The sequence below is a fragment of the endosymbiont of Lamellibrachia barhami genome, from assembly GCF_011947365.2.
In the GTDB taxonomy this organism is placed as follows: Bacteria; Pseudomonadota; Gammaproteobacteria; order Chromatiales; family Chromatiaceae; genus QGON01.
This window is the reverse complement of the sequence record NZ_JAAVSH020000001.1, coordinates 609,047-634,030: the sequence shown is the minus strand read 5'-3', so window position 1 is coordinate 634,030 and position 24,984 is coordinate 609,047. Positions and strand designations below refer to the sequence as shown.

The 24,984-nt window shown below is 52.3% G+C and carries 27 protein-coding genes, 1 tRNA gene and 1 pseudogene; 23 read left to right on the top strand and 6 right to left on the bottom strand.

The window, feature by feature from the left end:
- The first annotated feature begins 3 nt into the window (after window positions 1–3).
- Window positions 4–819, top strand: a complete 816-nt coding sequence (gene aroE, locus G9Q73_RS02730; RefSeq protein WP_177418406.1) for a shikimate dehydrogenase — start codon at window positions 4–6, stop codon at window positions 817–819.
- On the opposite strand, the gene G9Q73_RS02725 is transcribed toward aroE (G9Q73_RS02730), so the two are convergent.
- Window positions 797–1,105: an RNA-binding protein gene (locus G9Q73_RS02725; RefSeq protein ID WP_177418404.1), complete on the bottom strand. Its 309-nt coding sequence runs from the start codon at window positions 1,103–1,105 to the stop codon at window positions 797–799. The genes aroE (G9Q73_RS02730) and G9Q73_RS02725 overlap by 23 nt on opposite strands.
- A 58-nt stretch (window positions 1,106–1,163) precedes the next feature.
- On the opposite strand from G9Q73_RS02725, the gene G9Q73_RS02720 reads away from it, so the two are divergent.
- The gene (locus G9Q73_RS02720) at window positions 1,164–1,391 is read left to right on the top strand and encodes a porphobilinogen synthase (RefSeq protein WP_369408933.1); all 228 of its coding nucleotides are present in this window, start codon (window positions 1,164–1,166) and stop codon (window positions 1,389–1,391) included.
- Between the two features lie 115 nt (window positions 1,392–1,506).
- Entirely contained in the window at window positions 1,507–2,247 is a 741-nt protein-coding gene (gene aroE / locus G9Q73_RS02715; RefSeq protein WP_369408818.1) for a shikimate dehydrogenase, read from the top strand.
- On the opposite strand, the gene G9Q73_RS02710 is transcribed toward aroE (G9Q73_RS02715), so the two are convergent.
- Window positions 2,225–2,539, bottom strand: a complete 315-nt coding sequence (locus tag G9Q73_RS02710) for an RNA-binding protein (protein ID WP_177418402.1) — start codon at window positions 2,537–2,539, stop codon at window positions 2,225–2,227. The genes aroE (G9Q73_RS02715) and G9Q73_RS02710 overlap by 23 nt on opposite strands.
- Window positions 2,540–2,789: 250 nt before the next feature.
- Complete coding sequence (locus G9Q73_RS02705; RefSeq protein WP_246344942.1) at window positions 2,790–3,293, bottom strand: gamma carbonic anhydrase family protein; 504 nt, start codon at window positions 3,291–3,293, stop codon at window positions 2,790–2,792.
- A 45-nt stretch (window positions 3,294–3,338) separates the two neighbouring features.
- On the opposite strand from G9Q73_RS02705, the gene G9Q73_RS02700 reads away from it, so the two are divergent.
- The 4 genes and pseudogenes from G9Q73_RS02700 to G9Q73_RS20120 all read left to right on the top strand — a co-directional run bounded on the left by G9Q73_RS02700 (window position 3,339) and on the right by G9Q73_RS20120 (window position 6,700).
- Window positions 3,339–3,911, top strand: a complete 573-nt coding sequence (locus G9Q73_RS02700; RefSeq protein ID WP_177418400.1) for a LemA family protein — start codon at window positions 3,339–3,341, stop codon at window positions 3,909–3,911.
- Complete coding sequence (locus tag G9Q73_RS02695) at window positions 3,911–4,861, top strand: GIDE domain-containing protein (protein WP_177418398.1); 951 nt, start codon at window positions 3,911–3,913, stop codon at window positions 4,859–4,861. The genes G9Q73_RS02700 and G9Q73_RS02695 overlap by 1 nt, the downstream gene beginning before the upstream one ends.
- Before the next feature lie 145 nt (window positions 4,862–5,006).
- Window positions 5,007–5,561: a CNP1-like family protein gene (locus tag G9Q73_RS02690; protein ID WP_218649914.1), complete on the top strand. Its 555-nt coding sequence runs from the start codon at window positions 5,007–5,009 to the stop codon at window positions 5,559–5,561.
- 30 nt (window positions 5,562–5,591) lie between these two features.
- Window positions 5,592–6,700: pseudogene (locus tag G9Q73_RS20120) on the top strand (hypothetical protein).
- A gap of 116 nt (window positions 6,701–6,816) precedes the next feature.
- On the opposite strand, the gene G9Q73_RS02675 reads toward G9Q73_RS20120, so the two are convergent.
- The 3 genes from G9Q73_RS02675 to G9Q73_RS02665 are packed head-to-tail and all read right to left on the bottom strand — an operon-like array spanning window position 6,817 to window position 12,427.
- Window positions 6,817–9,603, bottom strand: a complete 2,787-nt coding sequence (locus G9Q73_RS02675; protein ID WP_177418391.1) for an ATP-binding protein — start codon at window positions 9,601–9,603, stop codon at window positions 6,817–6,819.
- Complete coding sequence (locus G9Q73_RS02670) at window positions 9,600–10,679, bottom strand: ABC transporter substrate-binding protein (protein ID WP_177418390.1); 1,080 nt, start codon at window positions 10,677–10,679, stop codon at window positions 9,600–9,602. Before G9Q73_RS02670 ends, G9Q73_RS02675 begins: the two co-directional genes overlap by 4 nt.
- 17 nt (window positions 10,680–10,696) lie before the next feature.
- Window positions 10,697–12,427 carry a TonB-dependent receptor plug domain-containing protein gene (locus G9Q73_RS02665; protein WP_177418389.1) on the bottom strand — a complete coding sequence of 577 codons (1,731 nt, stop codon included), beginning with the start codon at window positions 12,425–12,427 and terminating at the stop codon, window positions 10,697–10,699.
- Window positions 12,428–12,753: 326 nt separating this feature from the next.
- Here G9Q73_RS02665 and G9Q73_RS02660 point away from each other — a divergent pair, with 326 nt between their 5' ends.
- The 16 genes from G9Q73_RS02660 to G9Q73_RS02590 all read left to right on the top strand — a co-directional run bounded on the left by G9Q73_RS02660 (window position 12,754) and on the right by G9Q73_RS02590 (window position 24,978).
- The gene (locus tag G9Q73_RS02660) at window positions 12,754–13,623 is read left to right on the top strand and encodes an AsmA family protein (RefSeq protein WP_246344940.1); all 870 of its coding nucleotides are present in this window, start codon (window positions 12,754–12,756) and stop codon (window positions 13,621–13,623) included.
- Between the two features lie 52 nt (window positions 13,624–13,675).
- Window positions 13,676–14,749, top strand: coding sequence for an A/G-specific adenine glycosylase (mutY, locus tag G9Q73_RS02655; RefSeq protein ID WP_177418388.1), 1,074 nt, complete (start codon window positions 13,676–13,678; stop codon window positions 14,747–14,749).
- A 54-nt stretch (window positions 14,750–14,803) separates the two neighbouring features.
- Entirely contained in the window at window positions 14,804–15,076 is a 273-nt protein-coding gene (locus tag G9Q73_RS02650) for an oxidative damage protection protein (protein ID WP_177418387.1), read from the top strand.
- A gap of 98 nt (window positions 15,077–15,174) precedes the next feature.
- Window positions 15,175–15,250, top strand: a tRNA-Phe gene (locus tag G9Q73_RS02645).
- 78 nt (window positions 15,251–15,328) lie between these two features.
- The gene (locus G9Q73_RS02640) at window positions 15,329–15,640 is read left to right on the top strand and encodes a hypothetical protein (RefSeq protein ID WP_177418386.1); all 312 of its coding nucleotides are present in this window, start codon (window positions 15,329–15,331) and stop codon (window positions 15,638–15,640) included.
- Window positions 15,624–15,908 (top strand): DUF3391 domain-containing protein, encoded by a 285-nt coding sequence (locus G9Q73_RS19335; protein ID WP_246344938.1) that lies wholly within the window; start codon window positions 15,624–15,626, stop codon window positions 15,906–15,908. Before G9Q73_RS02640 ends, G9Q73_RS19335 begins: the two co-directional genes overlap by 17 nt.
- On the top strand, window positions 15,905–16,849 hold the full coding sequence (locus G9Q73_RS02635; RefSeq protein ID WP_246344936.1) for an HD-GYP domain-containing protein: 945 nt from the start codon (window positions 15,905–15,907) through the stop codon (window positions 16,847–16,849). Before G9Q73_RS19335 ends, G9Q73_RS02635 begins: the two co-directional genes overlap by 4 nt.
- A gap of 265 nt (window positions 16,850–17,114) precedes the next feature.
- Window positions 17,115–17,987 carry a bacteriohemerythrin gene (locus G9Q73_RS20295; RefSeq protein WP_177418385.1) on the top strand — a complete coding sequence of 291 codons (873 nt, stop codon included), beginning with the start codon at window positions 17,115–17,117 and terminating at the stop codon, window positions 17,985–17,987.
- 31 nt (window positions 17,988–18,018) lie between these two features.
- Window positions 18,019–21,030 (top strand): response regulator, encoded by a 3,012-nt coding sequence (locus G9Q73_RS02625; protein WP_177418384.1) that lies wholly within the window; start codon window positions 18,019–18,021, stop codon window positions 21,028–21,030.
- A 340-nt stretch (window positions 21,031–21,370) separates the two neighbouring features.
- Window positions 21,371–22,243, top strand: coding sequence for a Ppx/GppA phosphatase family protein (locus G9Q73_RS02620; protein WP_177418383.1), 873 nt, complete (start codon window positions 21,371–21,373; stop codon window positions 22,241–22,243).
- Window positions 22,244–22,520: 277 nt separating this feature from the next.
- Window positions 22,521–23,048: a Na+/H+ antiporter subunit E gene (locus G9Q73_RS02615; protein WP_177418381.1), complete on the top strand. Its 528-nt coding sequence runs from the start codon at window positions 22,521–22,523 to the stop codon at window positions 23,046–23,048.
- A 91-nt stretch (window positions 23,049–23,139) separates the two neighbouring features.
- A complete protein-coding gene (locus tag G9Q73_RS02610; protein WP_177418379.1) occupies window positions 23,140–23,418 on the top strand; it encodes an MrpF/PhaF family protein in 279 nt (92 codons plus the stop codon).
- Window positions 23,411–23,704, top strand: coding sequence for a monovalent cation/H(+) antiporter subunit G (mnhG, locus tag G9Q73_RS02605; protein ID WP_177418378.1), 294 nt, complete (start codon window positions 23,411–23,413; stop codon window positions 23,702–23,704). Before G9Q73_RS02610 ends, mnhG begins: the two co-directional genes overlap by 8 nt.
- Entirely contained in the window at window positions 23,701–24,006 is a 306-nt protein-coding gene (locus G9Q73_RS02600) for a Na(+)/H(+) antiporter subunit B (RefSeq protein WP_369408816.1), read from the top strand. The genes mnhG and G9Q73_RS02600 overlap by 4 nt, the downstream gene beginning before the upstream one ends.
- Window positions 23,990–24,673: a hydrogen gas-evolving membrane-bound hydrogenase subunit E gene (mbhE, locus tag G9Q73_RS02595; protein ID WP_177418374.1), complete on the top strand. Its 684-nt coding sequence runs from the start codon at window positions 23,990–23,992 to the stop codon at window positions 24,671–24,673. Before G9Q73_RS02600 ends, mbhE begins: the two co-directional genes overlap by 17 nt.
- Window positions 24,670–24,978, top strand: a complete 309-nt coding sequence (locus G9Q73_RS02590; protein ID WP_177418372.1) for an NADH-quinone oxidoreductase subunit K — start codon at window positions 24,670–24,672, stop codon at window positions 24,976–24,978. Before mbhE ends, G9Q73_RS02590 begins: the two co-directional genes overlap by 4 nt.
- Window positions 24,979–24,984: the final 6 nt, after the last annotated feature.

The window sequence follows — 24,984 nt, the reverse complement described above, 5'->3', positions numbered from 1 at the left end:
CCCATGACCGACAACTACGCCGTCATCGGCAACCCCATCGAACACAGCAAATCCCCGCTGATCCACGCCGCTTTTGCAAGACAAACCGGGGAGTCCATCGAATACACCCGCCTGCTTGGTAACCTCGACGACTTCGAGGGCGACGTGGCACGTTTTCTCAAGGATGGCGGCCAGGGGCTCAACATTACCGTGCCGTTCAAAGAGGCGGCATGGCGTCTGGCGGATAAGCTCAGCAAGCGGGCCCACACCGCCGGCGCGGTCAATACCCTGATCCGGCTCGAAAACGGCAAATTGAGGGGCGACAATACCGATGGCATCGGCCTGGTGCGCGACCTTACCATCAACCACGGTTTTCGCTTCAAAGGAAAGCGGGTTCTGATACTCGGCGCCGGTGGCGCGGTCCGTGGCGTGGTGCGCCCCCTGCTCGAAGAACAGCCGAAGCGGCTCATCATCGCCAATCGCACTGCGGCCAAGGCCTATTCTCTGGCCACCGGCCTAAGCGGCTTCGGCCCGGTGGCGGGCTGTGGTCTGGATGAACTTGAGGGCATGCAGTTCGATCTGATCATCAACGGCACTGCGGCAAGTCTTGGTGGAGAGGTGCCGAAGATTCCCGAAGGTGTACTGACAAAAGGCGGCTGGTGTTACGACATGATGTACGGGGATGGACCCACCGCATTTCAAAGATGGGCGCGGGAGCGTCATGCCGCCAGGGCGCTGGATGGTCTGGGTATGCTGGTGGAGCAGGCGGCAGAATCCTTCCGGCTGTGGCGTAATATCCTGCCTGATACCGTTCCGGTTATTCAGATGTTGCGCGGCTGAAGCGGCGTTCCCGACGATCCCAATCCCGAGCCGGGGCATTGCAATCGGCGCGTTTGATAAACTCGCGGGCGGTGATACGACAGCCATCGAAGAGTCTGCCATTCAGAGAATCGATCAACGCCAGGCCCTCATCGTCTGAATCGGTAAAGACGATGAAGTAGTGATAATCCTTATCGAAGCAGTCGCGTCCCATGCGGCGCTCAAAGCGAGTATGCACTGACAGGCCGCCCAGCAGATCCTGTATCTCCAGCAACCTGGCTTCTGCCGGCAGATTCCCGATAAACACGTAGCAAAGATCCCGCCAGTAATACCGACGAAGGCGCTGCACGGTTGCCCTCGATCGTCTGCAGGAGGGCCGACATGGTGATGTTAAAACCGGGCATACCCTGCCTCGACGTGGTGCGCCGGGTAGAAAGAGACCTTCAGGGTCCCGACCACCTACGCTTATCAAGGTCAGTGGTAGACCACGCCATGCTCATGGCCGCCACGCAAACGGCTGGCTCGACAAACAGGCAGTGGTGCTGGAGTCCCTGCTCTGTTTCAAACGCGCCGGCACCGACGCAGCATACTGACCTACTTCGCCAAAGAGGTGGCACAGTGGTTGAATGAGTAATCACCATGACCGACAACTACGCCGTCATCAGCAACCCCATCGAACACAGCAAATCCCGCTGATCCACGCCGCTTTTGCGGCACAAACCGGGGAGTCCATCGGAATACACCCGCCTGCTTGGTAGCCTCGACGACTTCGAGGGCGACGTAACACGTTTTTCTCAGGATGGCGGCCAGGGGCTCAACATTACCGTGCCGTTTCAAAGGGCGGCCTGGCGTCTGGCGGATGAGCTCAGCAAGCGGGCCCACACCGCCGGCGGTCAATACCCTGATCGGCTCGAAGCAGCAAGTGGGGGCGACAATACCATTGGCATCGGCCTGGTGCGCGACCTTACCATCAACCACGGCTTTCGCTTCAAGGGAAAGCGGGTCCTGATACTCGGCGCCGGTGGCGCGGTCCGCGGCGTGGTGCACCCCCTGCTCGAAGAACAGCCGAAGCGGCTCATCATCGCCAATCGCACTGCGGCCAAGGCCTATTCTCTGGCCACCGTCCTAAGCGGCTTCGGCCCGGTGGCGGGCTGTGGTCTGGATGAACTTGAGGGCATGCAGTTCGATCTGATCATCAACGGCACTGCCGCAGGTCTTGGTGGAGAGGTGCCGAAGATTCCCGAAGGTGTACTGACAAAAGGCAGCTGGTGTTACGACATGATGTACGGGGATGAACCCACAGCATTTCAAAAATGGGCGCGGGAGCGTCATGCCGCCCGGGCGCTGGATGGTCTGGGCATGCTGGTGGAGCAGGCGGCCGAATCCTTCCGGCTGTGGCGCGATATCCTGCCTGATACCGTTCCGGTTATTCAGATGTTGCGCGGTTAAAGCGGCGTTCCCGACGATCCCAATCCCGAGCTGGGGCATTACAATCGGCGCGTTTGATAAACTCGCGGGCGGTAATACGACAGCCATCGAAGATTTTACCGTTCAGCGCCTTGATCAACGCCCGACCCTCACTGTCCGATGAGGTGAAGACGATGAAGAAGTGATAATCCTTGTCGAAGCAGTCGCATCCCATGCGGCGCTCAAAGCGAGTATGCACTGACAGGCCGCCCAGCAGATCCTGTATCTCCAGCAACCTGGCTTCTGCCGGCAGATTCCCGATAAACACGTCCATTTGCCATCCTCCGGTCAATCGACTGCATTAAACTAATAATTACAGCAATATCATAGAGATGCAAGTTTAAGAATAACCACTGGGAACGATTCAGATCACGGCAAAAAAGCACCCATGCTGGCTGCCCATGTAGGATGTGGTGAGAAACGAACGGCATCGATCGCGAATGATGCGGTTCGCAAGCTCACCAGCATCCTACGTCCTGCATTTTTGCGCTGTTATGGGGCCAATCAAACAGTGAGCTGAATAGCTACTTTCCCGCGTGTTTTTTCATCAACCGCACATAGTGTGCCGCAGAGTAATCGAGATATTCCAACTCCTGATCGCTGAGGGGGCGCACCCGCCGAGCCGGTGTTCCCACCCAGAGATAGCCCCCCTCAAGGTGTTTTCCAGAGGGTACCAGTGAGCCGGCCCCCAACATGGTGCGCGATTCCAACACGGCGCCATCAAGAATTGTGCACCCCATGCCGATAAAACAACTGTCGGCAATATTACAGCCGTGCAGCACCGCCTTGTGCCCCACCGTGACCCGGTCACCCAGGGTCAATGGGGAGCCACCCGGCCGGTATTTGCTGTCGTGAGAGACATGCAGCACGCAACCGTCCTGCAGATTGCTCTCACTGCCGATACGAATCGCGTGCACATCGCCGCGAATGACGGTCATGGGCCAGACAGAAGAGTGAGAACCGATGCTCACATTGCCGATCACGACGGCGGTTTCATCGATCCAGGCATCGTTGGCAACCTGTGGCATGCTAGATTCAAAGGGTCGGATATTGGACATAAGCGGAGTTGAATAATGGAAATTGTACTGTTTGTGATTGCCGGCATGGCCATCGCCACGCTCATCTACGGAATAATGATCTACAACAATCTGGTGCGGCTCAAGCATAGCGTAACCCAGGCCTGGTCGAATATCGATGTGCTGTTGAAGCAGCGTCACGACGAACTGCCCAAACTGGTGGAGACCTGCAAGCAGTACATGAAGTTTGAACAGGAGACCCTGGAGCGGGTGATGCTGGCCCGCTCCGCCGTTGCCAGCGCCCGCCAGCAGGGGGACGTTGGGGCCGTCGGCAGCGCTGAGAGCGCGTTGCGCCTCGGTCTCGGCAATCTCTTCGCCGTGGCGGAGAACTACCCCGATCTGAAGGCCAACGACGGCTTTCAGCATCTCCAGGCCCGCATCACCGGCCTGGAGAACAGCATCGCCGACCGGCGGGAGTTTTACAATGAGAGCGCCAACAACAACAATGTGCGCATCGAGCAGTTTCCCGATATCCTGCTGGCCAGTCGTTTTAATTTCAAGGGGGCTGAACTGCTTGAGTTTGACGAGGAAGAGATCAGAGACGTGAATGTCGGCACCCTGTTCGGCTGATGTCTGCCGATCTGCTTGCCCTGCCGACCCTGGAGTTCTGGGTCTGGGCCGGCGCACTCTCCCTGTTGAGCCTCGCCGCACTCTTCTTCTCGTTTCGTAACCTGGCACACGCCCGGACCATAGAGGACACCCCTACCTCTCGCATCCGTTCCGCCCATCAGGGTTATGTGGAGCTAAACGGCGAAGCGGCGGCAATGAAAGGGGAGCCCATCATCACCCCGCTCACCCACAGCCCATGCTGCTGGTTCCGCTTCAAGATCGAACGCAGGGGAGAGAAGGGGTGGCGCACCGTTCGCCAGGGTGGCAGTGAGGGACTGTTTCTGCTCAAGGATGAGAGCGGCGAGTGTATCGTCGACCCCGATGGCGCCGCAGTCACCCCCAGCGAAAAGAGTGTCTGGTACGGCAGCAACAGCCTGCCTCAAACCGGGCCGGCAACGGGAGGGCTTGATTTCAACAGCTCAACCACCCTCTTTGGACTTAACCTCAACATCCGCAGCTACCGCTCGGGTGGCCACTACCGCTATACCGAGGAGACCATCTACCCCGGCGATCCACTCTACGCCATCGGCCTGTTTAAATCCTTTGGCGAGGCGGACCGGCTCGCCATGCGGCAGGATATGGTGCGGGAACGCCTGCGCCAGTGGAAACAGGACCGCGCCGGACTGCTCGCGCGTTTCGACCGGGACGGCAATGGCGCCATCGACATGGGTGAGTGGGAATCGGCCCGGCGCAAGGCTGAACGCGAGGTCGCCAGTGAACAGTTGATAGAGGATCATCCGTCGCTGCACACCCTGAGCCAGCCCGACTCCAACCGCCCTTTTATTATCTCCTCCAACGCAGAATTCGCCCTCGTCAAACGCTACCGCCGTTTTGCCTTCGGTTTCATCGCGGGGTTTTTCCTCCTTGGCGGTGTCAGCACCTGGATGCTGGCCACGCGGTTTGCCGCATGATCGACCCTGGCATGGTAATATCCCCATCCAAGTTCACAGGGGTCGGAGTCAAATTTGACTCCGACCCCTTCATTACTGGATCTACGGATCCGAACCAAGCGCCAGACCTGCGGTCAAATCCGTGACAATGAACTCCAGGAAAACCATGCACTACCGATACCTCCCACTACTGCTGCTCTCACTTCCCCTGTTGTTGAACGCGAAGGATCGTCCATTTATCGATCAACCCACCGACAGACCCAACCTGAAGGTTGAAGAGTATGTCTGGGAGGAGGGAAAGGTCACCCTGCCGAAAGATCTGAACGAGGATCAACTGACCGAATTCCAGGTCACTGACAGCAGCGGACGCTTCCGTTTTTTTATCGATCGCAGCACGCTGCAACCTGGGGAGGACAATGCCATCCGGGTGCTGCTCGCCATCCGCTCGAACCGTGGCGCTCTCAACACCTCTTACGAGGGATTTCATTGTGGCAACCGCCAATACAAGGTCTACGCATACGGCAGCAACAAGGGCCTGAAGGCCCTGAAAAAACCGCTCTGGAAAAAGATTATCCTCAGCGGATCGGATAACTACCGGCATACGCTCTACAGCCGTTATCTCTGCGATCTGTACAAGGGCGTTCCCTTTGAGCCAAACAATATCATCCACTATATGAAACAACCCACACAGGCGGAACAGACACCTTTTTTCAACGACTAGACGCTTTTGCCTGATCCACTGCGTTTGATCATGCCTGCAACCCCCCCGATTTATCCGGGGTTGGTTTTCACTGAGTCACCCCCCATCTCCCCGCTATCATTCGTTTTCTCAATTCCGGAGTTATCACAGATGAACAACCCCCTGTTGGAGATGGACGGCCTACCAGCCTTTTCCCGGATCAAGCCCGATCATGTGGAACCCGCCCTGGACCATCTGTTGTCCCACAACCGGGAACAGATCGAGGCACTGCTCAAGGGAGCGCAGCGGTTCACATGGAACAATCTGGTGGAACCGATGGAGCGACTCGACGACCGGCTCAGCCGCGCCTGGTCTCCCGTCAGCCACATGAATTCGGTGGTCAACAACGAAGCGCTGCGAAGCGCCTACAACACCTGCCTGCCCAAGCTGAGTGAATACGGCACCGAGATGGGGCAGAATGCCGAGCTCTTCGCCGCCTTTAAGGCTGTCGCCGAGCAGCAGAAAGACCTGAACCCCGTTCAACATAAGGTACTGGATGACGCCCTGCTCGATTTCCACCTCTCCGGTGTCGACCTCTCTGCCGACAAAAAGACCCGTTTCAAGGAGATCAGCCAGTCGCTGTCGACGCTCACCACCAAATTCGAGGAGAACCTGCTCGACGTGCGTGCTCGTAGCCGCGGTGCCGAAATTCTTGGTTTTGTGGATGGATACGCCTCCAATACCTGTCACGGCCATCTCACTCGTCCGAGTATGGAGCATGAGATCGATGTGATGGGGGATGCGCTGAAGAGCGCGGGTATGACGCCCGATGATGTTGACTATATCCATGCCCATGGCACCGGGACCGAGGCTAACGATGTGATAGAAACCGACGCCATAAAAGCGGTGTTTGGTGAGCGTGCCGCCGATGTTCCGATGACTTCAGGCAAGTGGGGCATACTTTGGGTGCTTCGGGTGTCTTTGGGCTGATCTCGGCACTGTTGAGCCTCAACAAGGGTATCGCCATCCCCACCATCAACCTGGATGACCCTGATCCCAAGTGTGACTTGAACTATGTGGCGAACAAGGCCCAGCCTTTGTCCAGAAATCGTACTGCCATAGTGAATGCGTTTGGTTTTGGTGGAACAAACTGCACGGCGGTGATCAGTAAGGCTCAATAGACATTATCTGTCTGAAACAAGTATGTAGGATGTGGTGAGCTTGCGAACCGCATCGCTCGCGTGATTTCCCGACTCGACTGATGCGGTTCGCAAGCTCACCAGCATCCTACGTCCTGTTAATCGTTGTGCAGCTCCTGGCTACTGAAATCAAGGAGACGTTCGACTTCGTGATTGAATCGCTGCAGTTTTTCCAGAGTTTTTGCTTCGTCTCTTGATTTGCAGGCCGCTTCCAAGTGTGTAACAGCAAGATTCAATGCAGGAACCCCACAGATCGAAGTGGCTCCATGCAGGCGGTGAACATTCTCTCTGAGATCGTCCCACTGCCGGGCAGCATGATTCCCACGGATTACCCCGGCCTGTTCCGGCAGTTCGTTGCAAAACTGGTTGAACATTTCATCAACAAGTTTTGTATTGCCGCCAGCAATATTTAACGCTTTTTCTTTGTCCCTGATTGGGAGGTCAGTGTCTGAGTCAACTGACTCATTTGCGGTTGCCATCACCTGAGCCAGTTGAGGTTTTTCCCCCCTTAACAGTGGAAGTATTACGTTCAGAAGTTGAGATTCCGTATGTGGTTTTAGCAGATAACCATCCATGCCCGCAGCTATTACCTCATTTCGTGTCTCGGGTACCACGTCAGCAGTGAGTGCGACGATCGGCGGTGAGTTGGAACGATTCGCACAGTTCTCACGAATTCTTATTGCAGCGTCCGTACCTTTTAGTTTCGGCATGTGGACATCCATTAGTATCAGGTCAAACTGCTTCTTTGTAGCCAGATCAATGGCTTCGATGCCGGTATTCGCCTCTGAAACAACAGCGCCCTTTTCAGAAAGGAGGATGTTCACCAGTTCCAGGTTAATGTGATTGTCATCTACGACAAGGATCCTTTTCCCCCTTAATGAGGTGTCGCGATCAATGTTTGAGGCAATTGTTGAGTGGTCGTGAGCTTCACCGGCGGAAAAAATCTCCTTAAGGACGTTGTCGAGAGTTTCGCTGTCCAAGGGTTTGGAAAGAGACCAGGTAGTATTGTCGATGTGGAAATTTTCTATGGTGTTTCGGTCTGATGTGCTGAGAAGTACCAGGACAGGAAGATTGAAAGAAGTCAGAAAACCTTTTGCTGTTATATCTGCGTTACCTGAGGTGATTTCGTCTTTTGTAAAGCCGCATACGATCAAATCTGCAAGAGAGATGATCGGCTCCTCTGTGTCAACAGTCTCCAAATCCTTGGTCAAAAATCCTCGTTTAAGAAATTGATGTTTGATGGATAGGCGAGATAGTTTGTGCTGATCGATGATCAGGCAACTTTTGTTATAAAATTGTGCTGATTGCGGTTTGTTGCTTTCAGAGTCATCTTTTTTCAGAGTCAGCGTGACCCGGAAACAGGAGCCCTGCCCACGTGCACTGTCCACCTCGATGCTGCCGCCCATCGATTGAACCAACTTCCTGGAAATGCTCAGTCCAAGGCCGGTGCCGCCATACATTCTGCTGGTAGATGTATCAGCTTGTTGAAATGCATGAAAAAGATACTCTTGTGCATCACGGTCGATACCAATGCCTGTGTCGGTTACCGTGAAGCTCAGTGTACACTCGCTATCTGTTTCACGCTCAAGCATGACACGAACAATGACTTCACCCGTGTGAGTGAATTTGATCGCATTGCTCAACAGATTGACAAGAATTTGTCTGATTCTGGTTATATCGCCGATCAGTCTGTCAGGAATGTCCGAGTAGACCATCAGTACAAGTTCCAGGTTTTTGTCCTGGGCCGATGGAGCCAGCAGTACAACAGGATCTTCAAAACACTCGGTTACAGAGAAACTTGAGCTGTCTGGTTCCAGTCTGCCGTACTCAAGCTTTGAATAATCAAGGATATGGTTGATGATCTCCAGTAAGTTGGTAGCAGATTTGGTGATTGTGTTGACGATGTCTTTCTGCTTTTTATCAAGGTCCATATTTTTGAGTAAGTTCGCAAAACCCAGAACGCCATTCATGGGTGTTCTGATCTCATGGCTCATGTTGGCAAGAAATTCTGATTTCACATGGCTTGCCATGACTGCACGTTTTCTTGCCAAGTCGAGTTCGATATTCTGTATTTCCAGTGCTTCCATTGTTTGAATCAGGTCTGAAGTTGCCTGATCAATCTGCTGTTGCATGTTTTCCCGGGACAGTTTCAACTCTCTGGCCATTGAGTTGAAACTCTCTTCAAGACTGACGATTTCCCGGTAAGATTTTTCTGGAATCAAGGTGGAGAAATCACCGGCTTGCATTTGCACCACTGCCTTTGTCAGGCGCGAAATTGGCCTCGTAACCCGCCTGCTGAGTGCAAGTGAGAAGAGAATGGTTCCAATCAACCCGAACCACAATATAAGAAGACTGTTGCGCATAATTCGGCTTTTGTTGGTCAGCAGTTTTTTCGTACTGATAGTGATGGCAACACTACCTAGTGGTGCGGAACCTGACAAAGTGGTTATTTCAGGTTCCTCGTTTTGTTCAGGATAGTCGGAGACATCAATCGCCATGATTTCCTGACCGACATGCGCACGAAAAATAATGTGGTTGTCGGTGGCGTTGTTATTCCCTGTCACTGGATTATTGGGATGACTATTTATATTGATAAGTGTGTTGTTTGATTCATCGAGTACCCGGATTTCACTGACGTCACTATGACGAAAGATCGATTTTAGATTGGTTTTCAGGGTTGTCGAGTTACGGGTAAACAATCCGGTAGTGCTTAATGCGGCGGCTTCATTGGCAATGGCCTGTCCACGTTCATTGAATGCGTCGAACAGATTATCCAATTGCGTATTGATCAGATAGGTGATCAATGGCACTGCCAAGGCGATTGCGGGCAGTAATCCTGCAATTAATGCTTGTGCTCTGAAGGTTTTAAATTGATTCAGGATCATGGTGTTTCACCTGCACTGATCTGATCTCTGAGGTGAGTTTCTGAAGGAAGTTTAATCCCCAATGACCTTGCTACCTTTCTATTGACGCTGACAGAGAAATATTTCGGGTATTTCGGACCTTTTATAAGATCGTTTTTTTTGCTGAGATGGCTGGCGGAGACATCGACTATATGCCGCGCAATATCATCGGGGGTGGAATGAACAGCGGAAATGGCGCCGGCCTTTACATAGGCGGCTGAAAATCCCACAACGGGCACCTGTTTGCGGTAGGTGGATGTGAGTATATTGGATATGGTCTTTCTATTATGGATGTTGGCATCGGGCAGCGCCAGAAGAACGTCCGAACTTTCCAATAATTTTCCAAGTTTGCTGCCAAGTTCTTTGCTGTCGACAACTTCTGCCAGTGTTATTGTGACCCCCAGCTTGTTTTCGCTCTTTCGCAAGATGGATTCAGCAGGACGGTTATTCTTGTGGATCAATATTCCGATACGTTTTCCTCCGCCTGTAGAGAGTTTTGCCAGCCTGAGGCTGCGTTCAAGTGGTTGATTGAGATAGATCGTATCTGCTTCCTGGAAGAACCTGTCGCTGATGTTGGAGTTTCTATTCGGTAGCATCGGTATCATGGCATGGATGGTCTTTTTCGAGACGCCATTATTCCGTGTGAATGTTGCGGCTTTTGTACCGAGCGTGATGATCAGGTCGCTATGTCTGGACCATTCGGGTTTCAGGTCAGTTGGGGTTGATGATGTGATGTCGACCTCAGTGCAGACGTCGGGATGTCTTTCGCAGTAGAGAATAAAATAGTGTTCAATGGCACTGATCACCTTGCCGTAAACGGTTGCGTTTCCGCTTTTTATGATCAGAATATTCTGCTGTCTTTCGATTTCCTGTGAATAGACATATCCAGCGATAAAATGCTGTGCCAGAAAAAGCAACAATAATATACGGCAGAAACGCCCCAATACGGGCAGGGCATCACCTGTCCGCAGGGCTGTCAATTCGCCGTTAGTAAACAAGTCTCGGCTTCCTTTTCTTTTCGCTTTATCGGTTAAGCGGTTTTTAATCCGTTGTAACAACCGTGATTAGACAACAATTATCTAAATTCTAAAGAGGCTTGGAGAAAGAAACGGGTTTCCCACCGGTTGACTAAGTCACGACTCGGCGCGTTGAAAAAATCCACATGCCCACCGTTGAGGTTTTGTCCGATAAGCGCTATTTCTCCGTCCATCCCCGGGAGAGTGAACTCTTTTCCCAGTCTCACATCCCAGCGCCTGAAGGTTGGGATTAGGTCGCCTTCACCACTCCAAACCATTTCGCCAACATAGTAGTAGGCCGAACTGATCTGGATACCACTGTCGAAACGGTGGCTGCCGAGGATGCTGAAGGTATGACTTGCAACATTATCACTAATACTATTTCTGGTTTGGATCGTGCTATCCTGAATCAGGAAACCTTCCTGGCCGTAAGTATTGGCGTAGCCGTAGCCGAGAAAAATCAAATCGCGCGGAGTCGGCCTGAAGTCAAGATTCACCTCCAGTCCATTGATTGTCGCCTCACCTGCGTTTATGTAGGTGTCTGCGCCCTCCTGAATCAGGTCGTTGAAATTGTTCAGTGTTGCAAGGGCGATGGGGTCGGTCAGTCCACGGTTCGGGTCTGGAATATCCAAATTACGGAATTCATTAATGATATTGTCGATCTTTTCATGAAACAGTTTGAGATCCAGGGTCAGGCCAACTTCAGGGAAACTGCCCAGATATCCCAGCTCAAAACTGTCGATGGACTGTGGGTCCAGGTTTCCGGTTCCCAGCACCCAGGTGTTCACATCATTGAGCGGCTCATCGAGAAAGACCACGAGGTTGATGTGGTCCTCCAGCAGTGTGGGCATGCGGTAGGCGCGCGAAGCGTTCGCCCTGATGGTGTTGTTCTGATCGATGTGGTGATTGATTGCGAGGCGGGGAGAGAATAATGGATCCTTATCTTCAAAGCGCTCGACCATTCCTCCGGCATTGACAACCCATGCGGGAGAGATATGCCACTCTGTGTTGGCAAAGAGTCGTATTTGATTCCGCGTGATGGCATCGTATTGATGGAAGATCCAGACACTTTTTCCGCGATCCTGCCGCGCACCCGCCCCCCACACTAACCGTAGGTTATCTGACGTCTGCAGAGTCTGCTGAAATTCCAGATCGTATCTATCTGACTCAAAACCCAGCCAGGAGAGGGTCAGAGGCGAGTCGGTGAGTTTCAGTTCATCCAGAAACATCTGGAAATTGTAGTTCCCACCAGAGAGTCCAAGGGCGAAGATGTCAGGTCGTACCGGCTCAGGAAAGCCTTGCAGGTCATCCAACCCTTTGATGACGTCTGAGATGACAGGTGAACGGTAGTTGTCCTCTATCTGCTGGTAGTTATGATAAAACTGGAGACGAAACTCATTGCTTGGGGATTGCTGATGAGTCCAGGCTATCTGTTGGAAGTTGTAACGATTGTTTAATACCCTGGTCTGCTGAAAGATATCCGACCAGCCTTCGCCGTAGTTTCCCCGGCTGAAACCGACACGAAACTCCACCGTGTCGTCGTTATCCAGTGTTTGCTCTCCGTGGAAGTTGAACCAGCGGGTGTCGGCGCTGTCTTCGCGTTCTTCAAAACCGTCGTATTCACTGTAGTTGGCTGAAATCCTATAGGCGAAGTCCCCACCGAGTCGGCATAACGGCCATAAATCTTGCGCGCATTGCCTTCGCCTATGATGGTTTTCAACATTGCGCTGACGATCACGTGGGTGGTCGGCATAATACCGTTGACAACGCCGGCAAATGAGTTGAACCATAGGCGGCGGCATTGGGCCTGAATCACCTCTTCGATACGCTGATATTTCGTCGACTCGATCGGCATGCGTCGGCCCATGCAACACCACCAAAAGCCGGATCGTAAACCGATCGTCCATCGATCAGCGCGTACCTGCATGTCGCGAGCATACTGGTCGGCCAGGCCGTGATAGGTTGCGGCCCGGAGCCAGAATAATAGAAGCTCACCGCAAAACCCGGCAGCCAGTCGCAGTAAATAGAATATTCCTGGAGCCGGAAGCACGAATTATCTCTTTGCCGATGATCGTCATTGCCGCGGGGGTATCGGCCAGGGATTGGGAGAGACGGGTTGCGGGCCACGATGTTGCGCAAGCTCGATCTCGACGGCACCCTGCGGGTGGGCAGTGTAAAGGCGAACAATATCCGTGCCGAGGCGATTCAGGTCAAGGTGAAGAGCAAAGGCGGCAAACTGAATATCGACCAGAAGGTGGGACGCTTCTACGATGGCGCCCTCAAAGGGACGGTGGATCTCGATGTGCGGGGCAAGACGCCGAAACTCAAGATCAACCAGAGCGCCAGCGGTATTCAGGCCGGCCCTTTGGTGAAGGATGTGTCAGGCCAGGATCGGTTGGCGGGTCTGGGTGGCTTCAACGCCAATCTGACCAGTGCCGGTCAGACCGTCAGTCAGCTCAAAAAGACCCTCAACGGCAAGCTCGATTTCGATTTTCGCAACGGCGCGATCAAAGGCATCAACCTGGCGAAGATGCTTCGTGATGCCAAAGCGAAACTGACGGGGAAGACCCCCCCCGCAACCAATGAGCCGGAGCAGACCGACTTCTCCGAGATGAGCGCCAGCGCCGTTATACGTAATGGTGTACTGGACAATCGTGATCTGCTGGCTAAATCCCCCTTTCTGCGGGTGGAGGGCACCGGCAAGGTGAACCTCGTGGCGGAGTCACTCGACTATACGGTCAAGCCGGTGATAGTCGGCTCCGGAAAGGGTCAGGGTGGAGAAGGGCTGGAGGAACTCAAAGGGGTGCCGATCCCGGTGCATATCCAAGGCGCCTGGGCGGATCCGCACTGGAACATCGATCTTGGCAAGGTGTTGGCGGAGAGTCAGAAGGCCAAACTCAAAGAGAAACTGAATGAGAAGCTGGAAGAGAAACTGCCCGGAGGTTTGATGGATAAGCTACCAGGGGGCCTGAAGGGCCTCTTCTGATCCCCTCTGGCCTGGATGGCGCTTATATGCCATCCAGGCTGCGGTTCTCGCCATGCATGCCCGTAAATTCTCCCAGGCCATTCTTGAGTGGTTCGACCAATTCGGTCGCAATGATCTCCCCTGGCAGCGGGATGCGGATCCCTACCGGATCTGGGTCTCCGAGATTATGTTGCAGCAGACCCAGGTGGCCACGGTCATCCCCTACTTTGAGCGTTTCATAGCCAGTTTTCCCGATGTGGTACAGCTGGCAAACGCCTCCCAGGATGCGGTACTGCACCACTGGTCGGGTTTGGGGTACTACGCCCGCGCCCGTAATCTGCATAAGGCGGCAGCAGTCATCCGGGATAGTCATGCCGGCCGATTCCCCGAGGATATCGATCAGGTTGAGTCCCTGCCGGGGATTGGACGTTCCACCGCCGGCGCAATCCTCTCTCTGGCGTTGGGGCAATCCCATCCGATCCTCGATGGTAATGTAAAAAGGGTGTTGGCGCGCTGTTTTGAAATTGAGGGTTGGCCAAGCAAGTCGGCGGTTGCAAGGGAGCTCTGGCATCTGGCGGAAACCTACACGCCGGAAAGGCGGGTCGCGGCCTATAATCAGGCAATGATGGATCTGGGCGCGACTGTTTGTCGGCGCGGGCAGCCGGGCTGCGCGGTCTGTCCACTGAAGCGGCAATGTATGGCCAATGCGAGCGGCCATCAACGGGCGTTTCCCTCTCCCCGTCCAAAGAGAACATTGCCGGTGAAGCAGGCTAAGATGCTGGTCGTACAAAATGGCGAGGGCGCAGTGTTGTTGGAGCGCAGACCGCCGGTGGGAATTTGGGGCGGACTTTGGAGTTTTCCGGAGTGCCCTGCATCCCGGGAACCATCGGCCTGGTGCCGGGAGCATTTCGTGATCAAGGCAGGTGTGCTGCAAGAGATGCCTTTGAGGCGACACACCTTCACCCACTTCCATCTCGACATAACGCCACTGCGGATGTACGCCAATAACCCCAGTAACGCAGTCTTGGATGCAGGTGATCGTATCTGGTATAAAACCCAGGATTCCTCTGGACTGGGACTGGCTGCGCCGGTTTCACGAATCATCAATGAGCTGGAGAAGTATTCAACTGTTGGCAGTGTCGGATAACCGGCCGGCTGGCGGCGGTATTTCTCCCAATAGTATCCCCCTAGGAGAGCCCCCATGAGCCGTACCGTAAACTGCGTCAAACTGAATCGTGAAGCCGAAGGACTGGACCGCATACCCTATCCCGGTGATCTGGGCCAGAGGATCTTCGATAACGTCTCCAAAGAGGCATGGGCAGAGTGGCTCAAGTTTCAGACCATGCTGATCAATGAAAACCGCCTCAGCCCCATGGATCCGAAGGCGAGGAAGTTTCTCGAGGATCAGATGGAAAATTACTTTTTTGGTGAAGGCGTTGCGAACCCGCCTGAGTTCACTCTACCCGGCTCATGAAACTGCAGTGAATTGGCGCTGTTTGAGGAAGGTGAGAAATATCCAGTATCCGCTTGACTAACTGCCCCAAGATCGCTGTAATACGCGCTCTGATTTATGGCCAGGTAGCTCAGTCGGTAGAGCAGGGGACTGAAAATCCCCGTGTCCGTGGTTCGATTCCGCGCCTGGCCACCATATTTGAGCCTCTGATTCCAGGGGCTTTTTTATTGCCATTTTCCTCCTCAGTTTGTTTTGACATGACTGTGAAGGTATTTGGGAGAAGAATTCCAGTGGCTACGATTGCCAAATGGCAAAGACAAGGCCATCCTCAAAAAAGAAGGCAAAATCCTCAAACCCAAGTCCCACCCAAAGAAAACCTATGCCCGTCAGTGGGCTAGGCGAATGGAGGCGGAACAGGAAGCCCTTCTTGCCCTTGGCCTCCCCGGTACGCGGATAAATGTCCGGGAGATAGCCAAGGAGTGCCGAGGCGGAGATAAAAGGGTTTCTAAATTGGGGCCAATAAAGTTTCAAGCGATGAGTCTGGGACACAATCAGGTAGAGCATCGAAATGATAAAAAAGATTGATGTATCCAGTTTGACGATTGGGATGTATGTCCATGATCTTAGCTGCAACTGGATGAAACACCCTTTTGCAGTAAACAAGTTCAAAATCAAAAACAAGATGCAGATCAGTGCGATCCGAAATGCAGGAATCCGTGAGCTTTACATCGATACTGACAAAGGGATCGATATAGAAAAGCATGATGTTGCTTATGAGGCGGAAAAAAGTCTCCTGAAAGGGTTCTGGTGGACTCGGAGGCTAGCCGGAAATCGACCCGGACCAAGAGTATGACTGAGGAGCTGGCACGTGCGTCCAAGGTAAAAAAGGAGGCGACCCAGGTAGTCGCAGATATAATGGAAGACGTGCGGCTGGGGCGTCAGGTCGAGCTGGAGCGAGTCAATCCGGTGGTCGAGGGGATAGTCTCCTCTATCATGAGCAATGAAGACGCGCTGCTTGGTCTCACCCGAATCCGAAAGATGGATAAATACATATTCGAGCACTCAGTCAGTGTATCTGTCCTATTGACCACTTTCGCCAAACATCTCAATTTTCCTGAAGAGGATCTGCTGCAGATCGGCATTGGGGGGTTGCTGCATGACATTGGTAAGATCAAGACACCACAGAAAATCCTAAATAAACCCGGCAAACTGACCGATCAGGAGTTTGCCATCATGAAAAAGCACGTGGTCTACGGCAAGGAACTCCTGGAGGCGGTGCCGGGTATTTCCGATATCATTCTGAGTATTGCCACAGAGCATCATGAACGTCTGGACGGGACCGGATATCTGGATGGGAAGCGCGGTGATGAGATCTCGCTTTATGGACAGATGGCGGCCATCGTCGATGTTTATGATGCCCTCACGGCGGACCGGGTGTACGGTGAGGTGATGTCTCCCCATACTGCATTGGTAAAACTGGTCACCTGGGGCAAATCGCGCTTCAATCAGGAGCTGCTTCAGAGCTTCATCCACTGTATAGGGATCTATCCCATCGGTTCATTGGTTTCCCTCTCGGATGCACGGTTTGCCGTGGTTGTAGAATCAGGCAAGAAAGATCTTTTGTCCCCAAAGATCAGGATCGTTTTTGACTCCATCAAACGTCAGTTCCTCACTCCCCAGGACGTAGATCTCTCAGCTAAGCAAAAGGGGGATGAGATCAAGATTATTAGTGCTGTGGATCCTGCTAAATGGAGGATCTCTCCTGAAACTTTCTTGGATCACAGAACAGCTTAGACAGTTGCAGTCTACAGCTCAACGTGTGAATGTCGAAGGCCGTGGTGACGGCTAAGCAATGTCCATATCTGAAGCCTGAGGGATGTGACGGGGTGCAGAGTGACTTCTACAGTAGGCTGTTTATCAACCAGCGGCAGACAGTCAGAACCGCGAAGCAGTGCTCCCCAATTATCTTCCGATGGCCACAGGCACTTATTTGCCCTTGCTTGCGCCATATTGGAAGGGCAAAATGTTACATATGCCATGAATCGTGTGGAGTAAGGCTGTGGATTTTATAGAATGGTCGGAGTCTATGAGCGTCGGCAATCCTTCGATCGATCAGGATCATAAAATCATTGTTAAACTGATCAATCAACTTTATGCCCAAATCGGCACAATGGAGGATCAAAAGGCCCTGGGCAGTGCCCTAAACACGTTGATTGATTACACCCTTTATCATTTTTCCCGAGAAGAACGGGTGATGCTGGCTTGCAGATACCCTTCATTTGAGGATCACAAGCGACAACATGAAAAGCTCACAGATCAGGTCGCAGATATCGCGCACCGTTTTTTTGAGAAAAAAGACGATATAGTTCAAGACGAACTCCTGGACTTCCTGAAAAACTGGCTCATGAATCACATCCTGAAACAAGACATAGGATTTCGTCCGTATGCGGAAAATAACCCCGAGGTTCTTGGTATAACCAGATCTCTACAAACGGATTCAGAACAGCCAGATATGGTGGACACCGATGATTTGATCCCGAAGTCCGTCAACTGGAATGAGACCGCAATCCTGATCGTCAGTAAGAGTCAAAATTTCAGTAACATCATCGCCAGCATCCTTGAAATTGCAGATGTTAGGGAAATTCAGCAATATTCTCATGCAGATGATGCAATGCAGTCACTCGAAAGCCACAAACCCAACCTCATTGTTTATGGTTGGAAACAGGATGACCAGGAAGCAATACCATTTATAGAAAGATTGCGTGAAATCAAGGGTGGTTCCATTGCCGGTATCCCTGTATTGCTGATTTCAGCGCGTGAGGAGCGCGGAGCCATGGAGTCGGGGCTAGTTGCTGGAGCGACTCATTGCATAGAGGAGCCAATCGGCATTCAAACCTTTTTCAAAGCTGCTGTTAAAGCCATCAATCAATAATAGAAAATTTAAGTAGTGGGGGGTGAGGAAAATGCCCAAGGTCTCTACAAAAGAACAGCTGAAAATAGCCCTAAAGCTATTTTTCCCTGCTGTAGTGGTGATTTTGTTGTTGGCACTTGGTGTTTTATTTAGCCAGGCACAAGTATCTGTTGTTGAATTGAATACTTCCGCCAAAAGCAACGTCAGACTGGCGGCGGAGTTTTTCAGAGAAGAGCTTGGGGATGTGATCAGCGATCTTCGCATTCTATCCAAGGATCAGGATCTAGAAGATGCCTTGGAAATGAAGGTACCTGAAGCCAGGATAAGTCTGTCAAATAAACTCCAGATTTTTGCACGAGAAAAAAAGGTTTTCGATCAGATCCGAATATTGGATATCGATGGCAGAGAGGTTGTCCGCGTCAATTACAATGACGGCGCACCCATCAGTGTTTCCAAAGCGCAACTCCAGGATAAATCCAGTCGTTACTACTTCAAGGAGGCAGTGGCCAAGAGGTTGGGTCAGCACTTCATTTCACAATTCGACCTCAATATGGAAAAAGGCGCAATCGAGCGACCTTATAAACCGACTTTGCGAGTGTCTGCACCTGTTTTTTCCCCTTCCGGCAGCAAAATTGGCGTATTGGTGATGAATTATCGCGGTCATTATCTGCTGAAGACAATCCGCGAAATGATACCTGCCACATCATCTGAGTTTCCACTGCTTCTTGACCAAAACGGCCACTATTTAATCGGTCCTGCAGAAGAGGCGGAATGGGGGTTTATGTTTGATAAAGAAGCTTTGTTCCCTACAGACTTTCCCAAGGTATTTAAGTACGTTGCCTCGACTTCAAAAGGTCAAATAGAGAGTGATCAGTACCTGTTTACCTTCAGAAATGTGGTTGTCGGTGATAATCATTTAACAATCGCTTCTCAAATAAACCTGGCATCAGTCTACCGCGCCATTCTCAAGAGCCATCGCGAAAGCATTGTCATTATCATTTTGTTGGTTCTTGTATCGGCGTTTGCATCATGGGGGGTCGCCGGCAGCAGGCTTGCCCGAAAAGGTTGGAATATAACAAAAAATAAACTTGCCGATTTCAGGGAAACTGCATCCGACTGGTTGTGGGAAACGGATTCACAATTGCGTTTCACTGACATCTCATTCCGGATGAAAGATATAACCGGCATCAATCCAAATGACTATATCGGCAAACAGATTCATGAGCTGATTTCACCCGACCCCGATTCCGACCAACCTGACCTCGATACCTTCCTGAAAAATATTGAAACCCGACAACCCGTCAAAAAGGTTCTTTGCAAGATAGAGAACTTCCTTGGGCAGGCCCTTCAATTCAATGTGACGGCAAAGCCATATTTCACAGATGGTGTTTTTTCAGGCTATCGCGGGACAAGTCAGGACGTCACCAATTACAGGCAACTAAGCCGGGAACTACAAGGCCGCGTTGTGGCAGCTGAATTTGCAGAGAGGGAAGCCGATATCTATGCGCAGAAATTGGCTGAGGCTCAGCGGATATCCCATACTGGAAACTGGAGCCACGATTTAACCACCGGCAAACTGCATTGGTCGGAAGAGGCTTTTCGTATTTTCGGTGTCGATCCGGAGAAGTTCGACTTGGAGTACGAACTGTACCTGGACACTGTTCATCCTGATGATCGCGATTATGTTGTGGAACAGCGCGAGAACTCTATGAAAAAAGGAGTCCTTCATATCTTTGAATACAGGATTGTCCGGAAGTCATTCGATGATGATATTCGATGGATCCAGGAGCGGTGCGAATATCACCGTAACAACTCAGGTGAGATTATTCGGTCTGAAGGCACTGTTCAAGACATTACTGAACGCAAGACGTCTGAGCAGACGCTGGCAGAAGCAAAAGAGGCCGCTGAGTCAGCAAATCGTTCGAAAAGTGACTTCTTGGCCAACATGAGCCACGAAATTCGTACGCCGATGAATGGCATCATCGGCATGACACATCTTGCATTGAAAACTGAGCTGGACAATAAGCAACGGAATTATATAGGCAAGGCTCACCGCTCAGCTGAAAACCTGCTTGGGATCCTAAATGACATCCTTGATTTTTCCAAGATCGAGGCGGGCAAGCTAAATTTTGAAGAAGTCGATTTTTATCTCAAGGATGTCATCGATAACTTTGTTAATCTGCTGCGGTTCAAGGCCGAGGAAAAGAGTATTCGGCTTTCGGTCCGAATTGATCGGGAAGTTCCTATGGCGCTGAGTGGAGACTCATTACGTTTAAGCCAGGTTCTTATCAACCTGGGTGATAATGCAGTGAAGTTCAGCGATGCGGGCGATAGTGTTTCGTTGAAGGTTGCCTTGAAAGAAGAGAGTGACCATGAAGTCGTATTACAGTTTGCCATAAAGGACACTGGTATCGGCATGTCCCAGGAACAGCTGCAAGGACTGTTTCAACCCTTTGGTCAGGCTGACAGTTCGACAACCCGTAAGTATGGAGGTACTGGCCTCGGCTTAATCATTTCCAAGAAGATCGTCCAGTTGATGAATGGCGAAATAGCGGTGGAAAGTGAACAAGACGTCGGCAGCATCTTCAGATTTACAGTTAGCCTGAAGACTCAACAGAGTGAGTCTTCGCAAAACAGGGCATTGGCCAATCAAAATGAGATGGATGTCGACCAAGCCACGGTACGCTTGCGGGGTGCCAAGGTTCTGTTGGTTGAGGACAACGAAATAAACCGGGAAATCGTGCTGGACATCCTTGCCATGAGTGGAATTAGAGTTGAAACGGCGTTCGATGGACAGGAAGCGCTGGAGTTATTGGCCAAGGAGGATTTCGATGGTGTTCTAATGGATTGCCAGATGCCGGTCATGGATGGGTATGAAGCGACCCGCCAAATACGAGAGCAGAAGAAATTCAAGGATTTGCCTATTATTGCTTTGACGGCTAATGCGATGAAAGGGGACAGGGAGAAGGTCTTGGCGGTCGGTATGAATGACCATATTGCCAAGCCGGTTAATCCTGATTTGATGTTCATTACGATGGCAAAATGGATAAACCCCAGAAAATAGCCTGTATGAAATATTTTGTTACCACTGATTGCATGAGCGGCAGCAAAGTGTCGGCAACTGACTCTTGGTCCTGGTAGCGCAAGGTTCTTCGGTTAAGGACTCGCTGCAGGCCGGTTTCGACAAAAACGAGAACCTCTGGTTTAGTCTAAACTGGAGAGAACGGCCAAACCAGATGCAGATTAGATTGCATTGGCTTTTACTCTGACTCCAGATTTTGGTGCCCATGACGCCTGAATCTTGGATAATCTAAACGCATCTCTAACCTTCTTATCAGCTCCAATCACCTATGATCAGTGAAAGCACCATTACTCAACTACCCCGTAGCAAAGAAGGATCAAGTATGGTTGGTGCAATTGACATGGGAAGCAAGAACTTCAAGTTTGTCTTTGGGCAGAAAGTTAACGGTAGAGTCACGACAGAACTGATCAGGAAAGAACAGCTGGAGATTGGAAAAGAGGTTACGGAAAACCACGGGATGATCGGCCGGAGAAAATTCAGGCAGATAGAGGATACACTCTCTCAATTTGTGAGCTATTGTAGGGACAGAGGCGCGCAGACAGTTCTTGCTATTGCCACCAGCGCCATAAGGAACGCCAGAAACCACCAGCAGATTATCGATCTGGCCGGTGAAATCGGCATAGCCATAGAAGTTGCTGAAGGTGAAAGAGAAGGTGAGGTGGGTTATCTTGCCGCCACTGGCGGTGCACCCAATAAGCTCGTTAGTGATTCCGGCAGTAAGAGTATTCAGATCGCCTGGTGGAACGACGATAAAGTTCAATCACGCTCCATTCCTGTTGGTTACGAACTCGCCTATGAGAGTTTTGTAGAACGGGCTTCCACGCTGGACGAAACACAAGAAAATTTCAGTAGGTTTCTCGACGGTAACTTCAAGGAATTACCGGAAAACACGGATCGAATTATCGCCCTGGCCGCAAACACCATTACCTCATTTGTTATCGGAGAGAAAATGCCTGGGTGCAATAATAGAAAGCTTACCAGAAACGCCCTGAATGATAGAATGTCCGAGCTCCAGGGTCTTTCTCCGGCTCAGTACGATAGGTTGAAATCGTCTCTGCCAAAAGCAGAAAAAATATTGCCAGGATTGGTTTTTCTTGATTATCTGATGGAGCGTACAGGACACTGCGAGGTATTTATCACCGAGGCTGAATTGCCTGTTGGTTTGATTGTTGAGTATTTTCTCAAACGGGAGTAAAGCGGGTTTCGACGTGGAAAGGCTGTGCCGCAAGTTGGTTCTTCACTCTCATCTGTACTTTCGAAAAAATCATTCCGCTGAATACTGTCAGTATCCTGCAAGTCGTTTTCTGGACTATGCTGCGAACGACTTGGAGGTGTGCTCAATTTCTACTATCGTGGAGCGGATCGAGAGTACGCGTTCCATTTTTTGCTCCATAGGTGTTTCTGACCGGACTCTGGTTATAGGGAAGCTGACGAATGAATGAAAGCCCTTTATTGATCATTTTGGAATGATTATGCATTCAGATGATCGAAGGCAGCGTTTAGAGTTTTTACCTCGTGATTCGGTGATGATTCATTTGCGGACCGGGTGGTTTCGGGCTGCTTTGTTTGCCCTGCTGTGGTGGATACTCACTGATGGTGCAGCGGATTCATGGTTGGTTGGCGTGCCGGTGGTACTGTTTGCGACGTTGGCCAGCTTGGCGCTACTGCCTCCTTTTTCCTGGTCCTTGATCGGGATCGCTCGTTTTGTCCCATTCTTTTTCTGGCGCTCCCTCTACGGAGGAGCGGATGTAGCCAGGCGAGCATTGCATCCCCGACTGCCAATCTCGCCAGACATGTATGAGCACCGATGGCGGTTGCCGCCGGGCCTGCCGCGGGTGTTCATGGCGAATATCGTGAGTTTGCTGCCCGGCACCTTGAGTGCCGAGCTGGATGAAGAGTGCCTGCGTATCCATGTGCTCTACGAGACCAGTACCTTTGCCGAGGATTTGAGCGTGGTGGAAAAGCAGGTGGCCGGCGTGTTTGGACTTGCGTTGGTGTGAAGAAACCAGTGTGAGGGTGCTGAAACGTTCCAGGAACCTACTTCTTGTCGTCGATCCAGCGATGAAGGCTGTGTTAGAGCATTGATCGCGAATGGATACACTATACATGGGTATGGCGCTATTCCTCCTGTTGACGCTGGTGGCGGGGCTGTGGCGTGTTCTGCGCGGGCCGACAGCGGCAGACCGCATGCTCGCGGCGCAGTTGTTCGGCACGACTGCAGTAGCTTGTGTGCTGCTGCTGGCGCAGGCGTTTGATCAGCCACCGCTACGTGATGTGGCGCTGGTGTTTGCACTGCTGGCAGCGCTAACCGCCGTTGCTTTCGTGCGGCGCGCCTGGGCTGCCCGGGAAGGTGGCGATGCGGATGACTGAGTACCTCACTATGTTTCTGTTGCTTGCCGGGGCGGTATTCTTTCTGGCGGGTACAGTCGGTCTATTGCGCTTTCCTGATGTCTATACCCGCCTGCATGCGTTGACCAAGGCCGATAACGTCGGTCTGGGATTGGTAGTGGCTGGGCTCGCCTTGCAGGCCGAGTCCTGGGCTGTGGTGGGCAAGTTGCTGCTGATCTGGTTATTGGTGTTGCTTGCCAGCGCCAGTGTCGCCCATCTGGTGGCCGCAGCGGCGCGGCAAAGAGGCATCAAGCTGTGGAAGCGGTGACACTATTGCAATCGGCGTTCGATGCCGTGCTGGGATTAGCTCTGTTATGGCTGGCCTGGCGGGCGCTGGCGAGTCCGGATCTGTTCCGGTCTATTGTGCTGTTCATCGCCTTTGGGCTGCTGATGGCCCTGGCCTGGGTACGGCTCGATGCGCCGGATATCGCCCTGGCCGAGGCGGCCATCGGTGCGGGTCTGACCGGCGCCCTGTTGCTGGCTGCACTGGCAAGGCTCGAATCAAAGAATGAAACAAAGAAACTCCATAAAAAAGACAACGAATCTGAAGTCCATGACCAGGGTTGTTGAAAAACAGACGCTGTTTCGTTGGCTGCTGGTGGCGCTCCTGTCACTTCTGGCAGTGGGATTGGGCTATGCGGTGTTGTCCCTTCCTACGCAGACTCCCGGTTTGAGCGACTTCGTGACGGAAAACATCGAAACCAGCGGTGCGCGCAACCCGGTGACCGCCGTGCTGCTTAACTTCCGTGGTTACGACACCTTGCTGGAAATGGGCGTGCTGTTGCTGGCCCTGCTTGGAGTCTGGTCACTCAGTAGTGCGCCGGAACAGAGCGAGGCATCCCCGGGGCCGGTGCTGGATATGTTGTCACGCCTGCTGGTTCCATTACTTATCCTGGTCGCTGGTTATCTGCTGTGGGTGGGCGCCCGCGCGCCAGGCGGTGCCTTTCAGGCCGGTGCGGTGCTGGGGGCGGCGGGGGTACTGTTGTTGTTGGTCGGTTGGCGTCCAGGCGCAAGGTTTTCGGGGCTGCCATTACGCATTACCCTGGTGATGGGCCTCGGGGCGTTCGTTGCGGTAGGCCTGGTGTTAATACTGGTGGGGAGGCGACTGCTGGAATATCCCCCCCCATTCGCCGCAGCGTTGATACTGCTGATCGAAGCGGCGGCGACCTTGTCTATCGGCATTACGTTGGCTGCCCTGTTCCTGGGGGGTCGACCAGAGGAGAGGCCGCAGCGGTGAGTCATGTTTTCCTCTATGCGCTGGTCGGGGTGGGGCTGTTTACCCTGGGTCTGTATACCTTGATCGTGTGCGCGCATTTGCTGCGCAAGATCCTGGCCATCAATGTGATGGGCAGTGGGGTATTCCTGCTACTGGTGGCTTTAGGCGGGCGTACACCGGGGGCGATACCAGACCCGGTGCCGCACGCCATGGTGATTACCGGTATCGTGGTTGCTGTCTCCGCCACAGCCCTGGCGCTTGCATTGATGCTGCGGGTGAGAGCGGAGACAGGTCGGCCCCGGCTCCCTGAAGAGCGGTTGAAATAGTGTTGT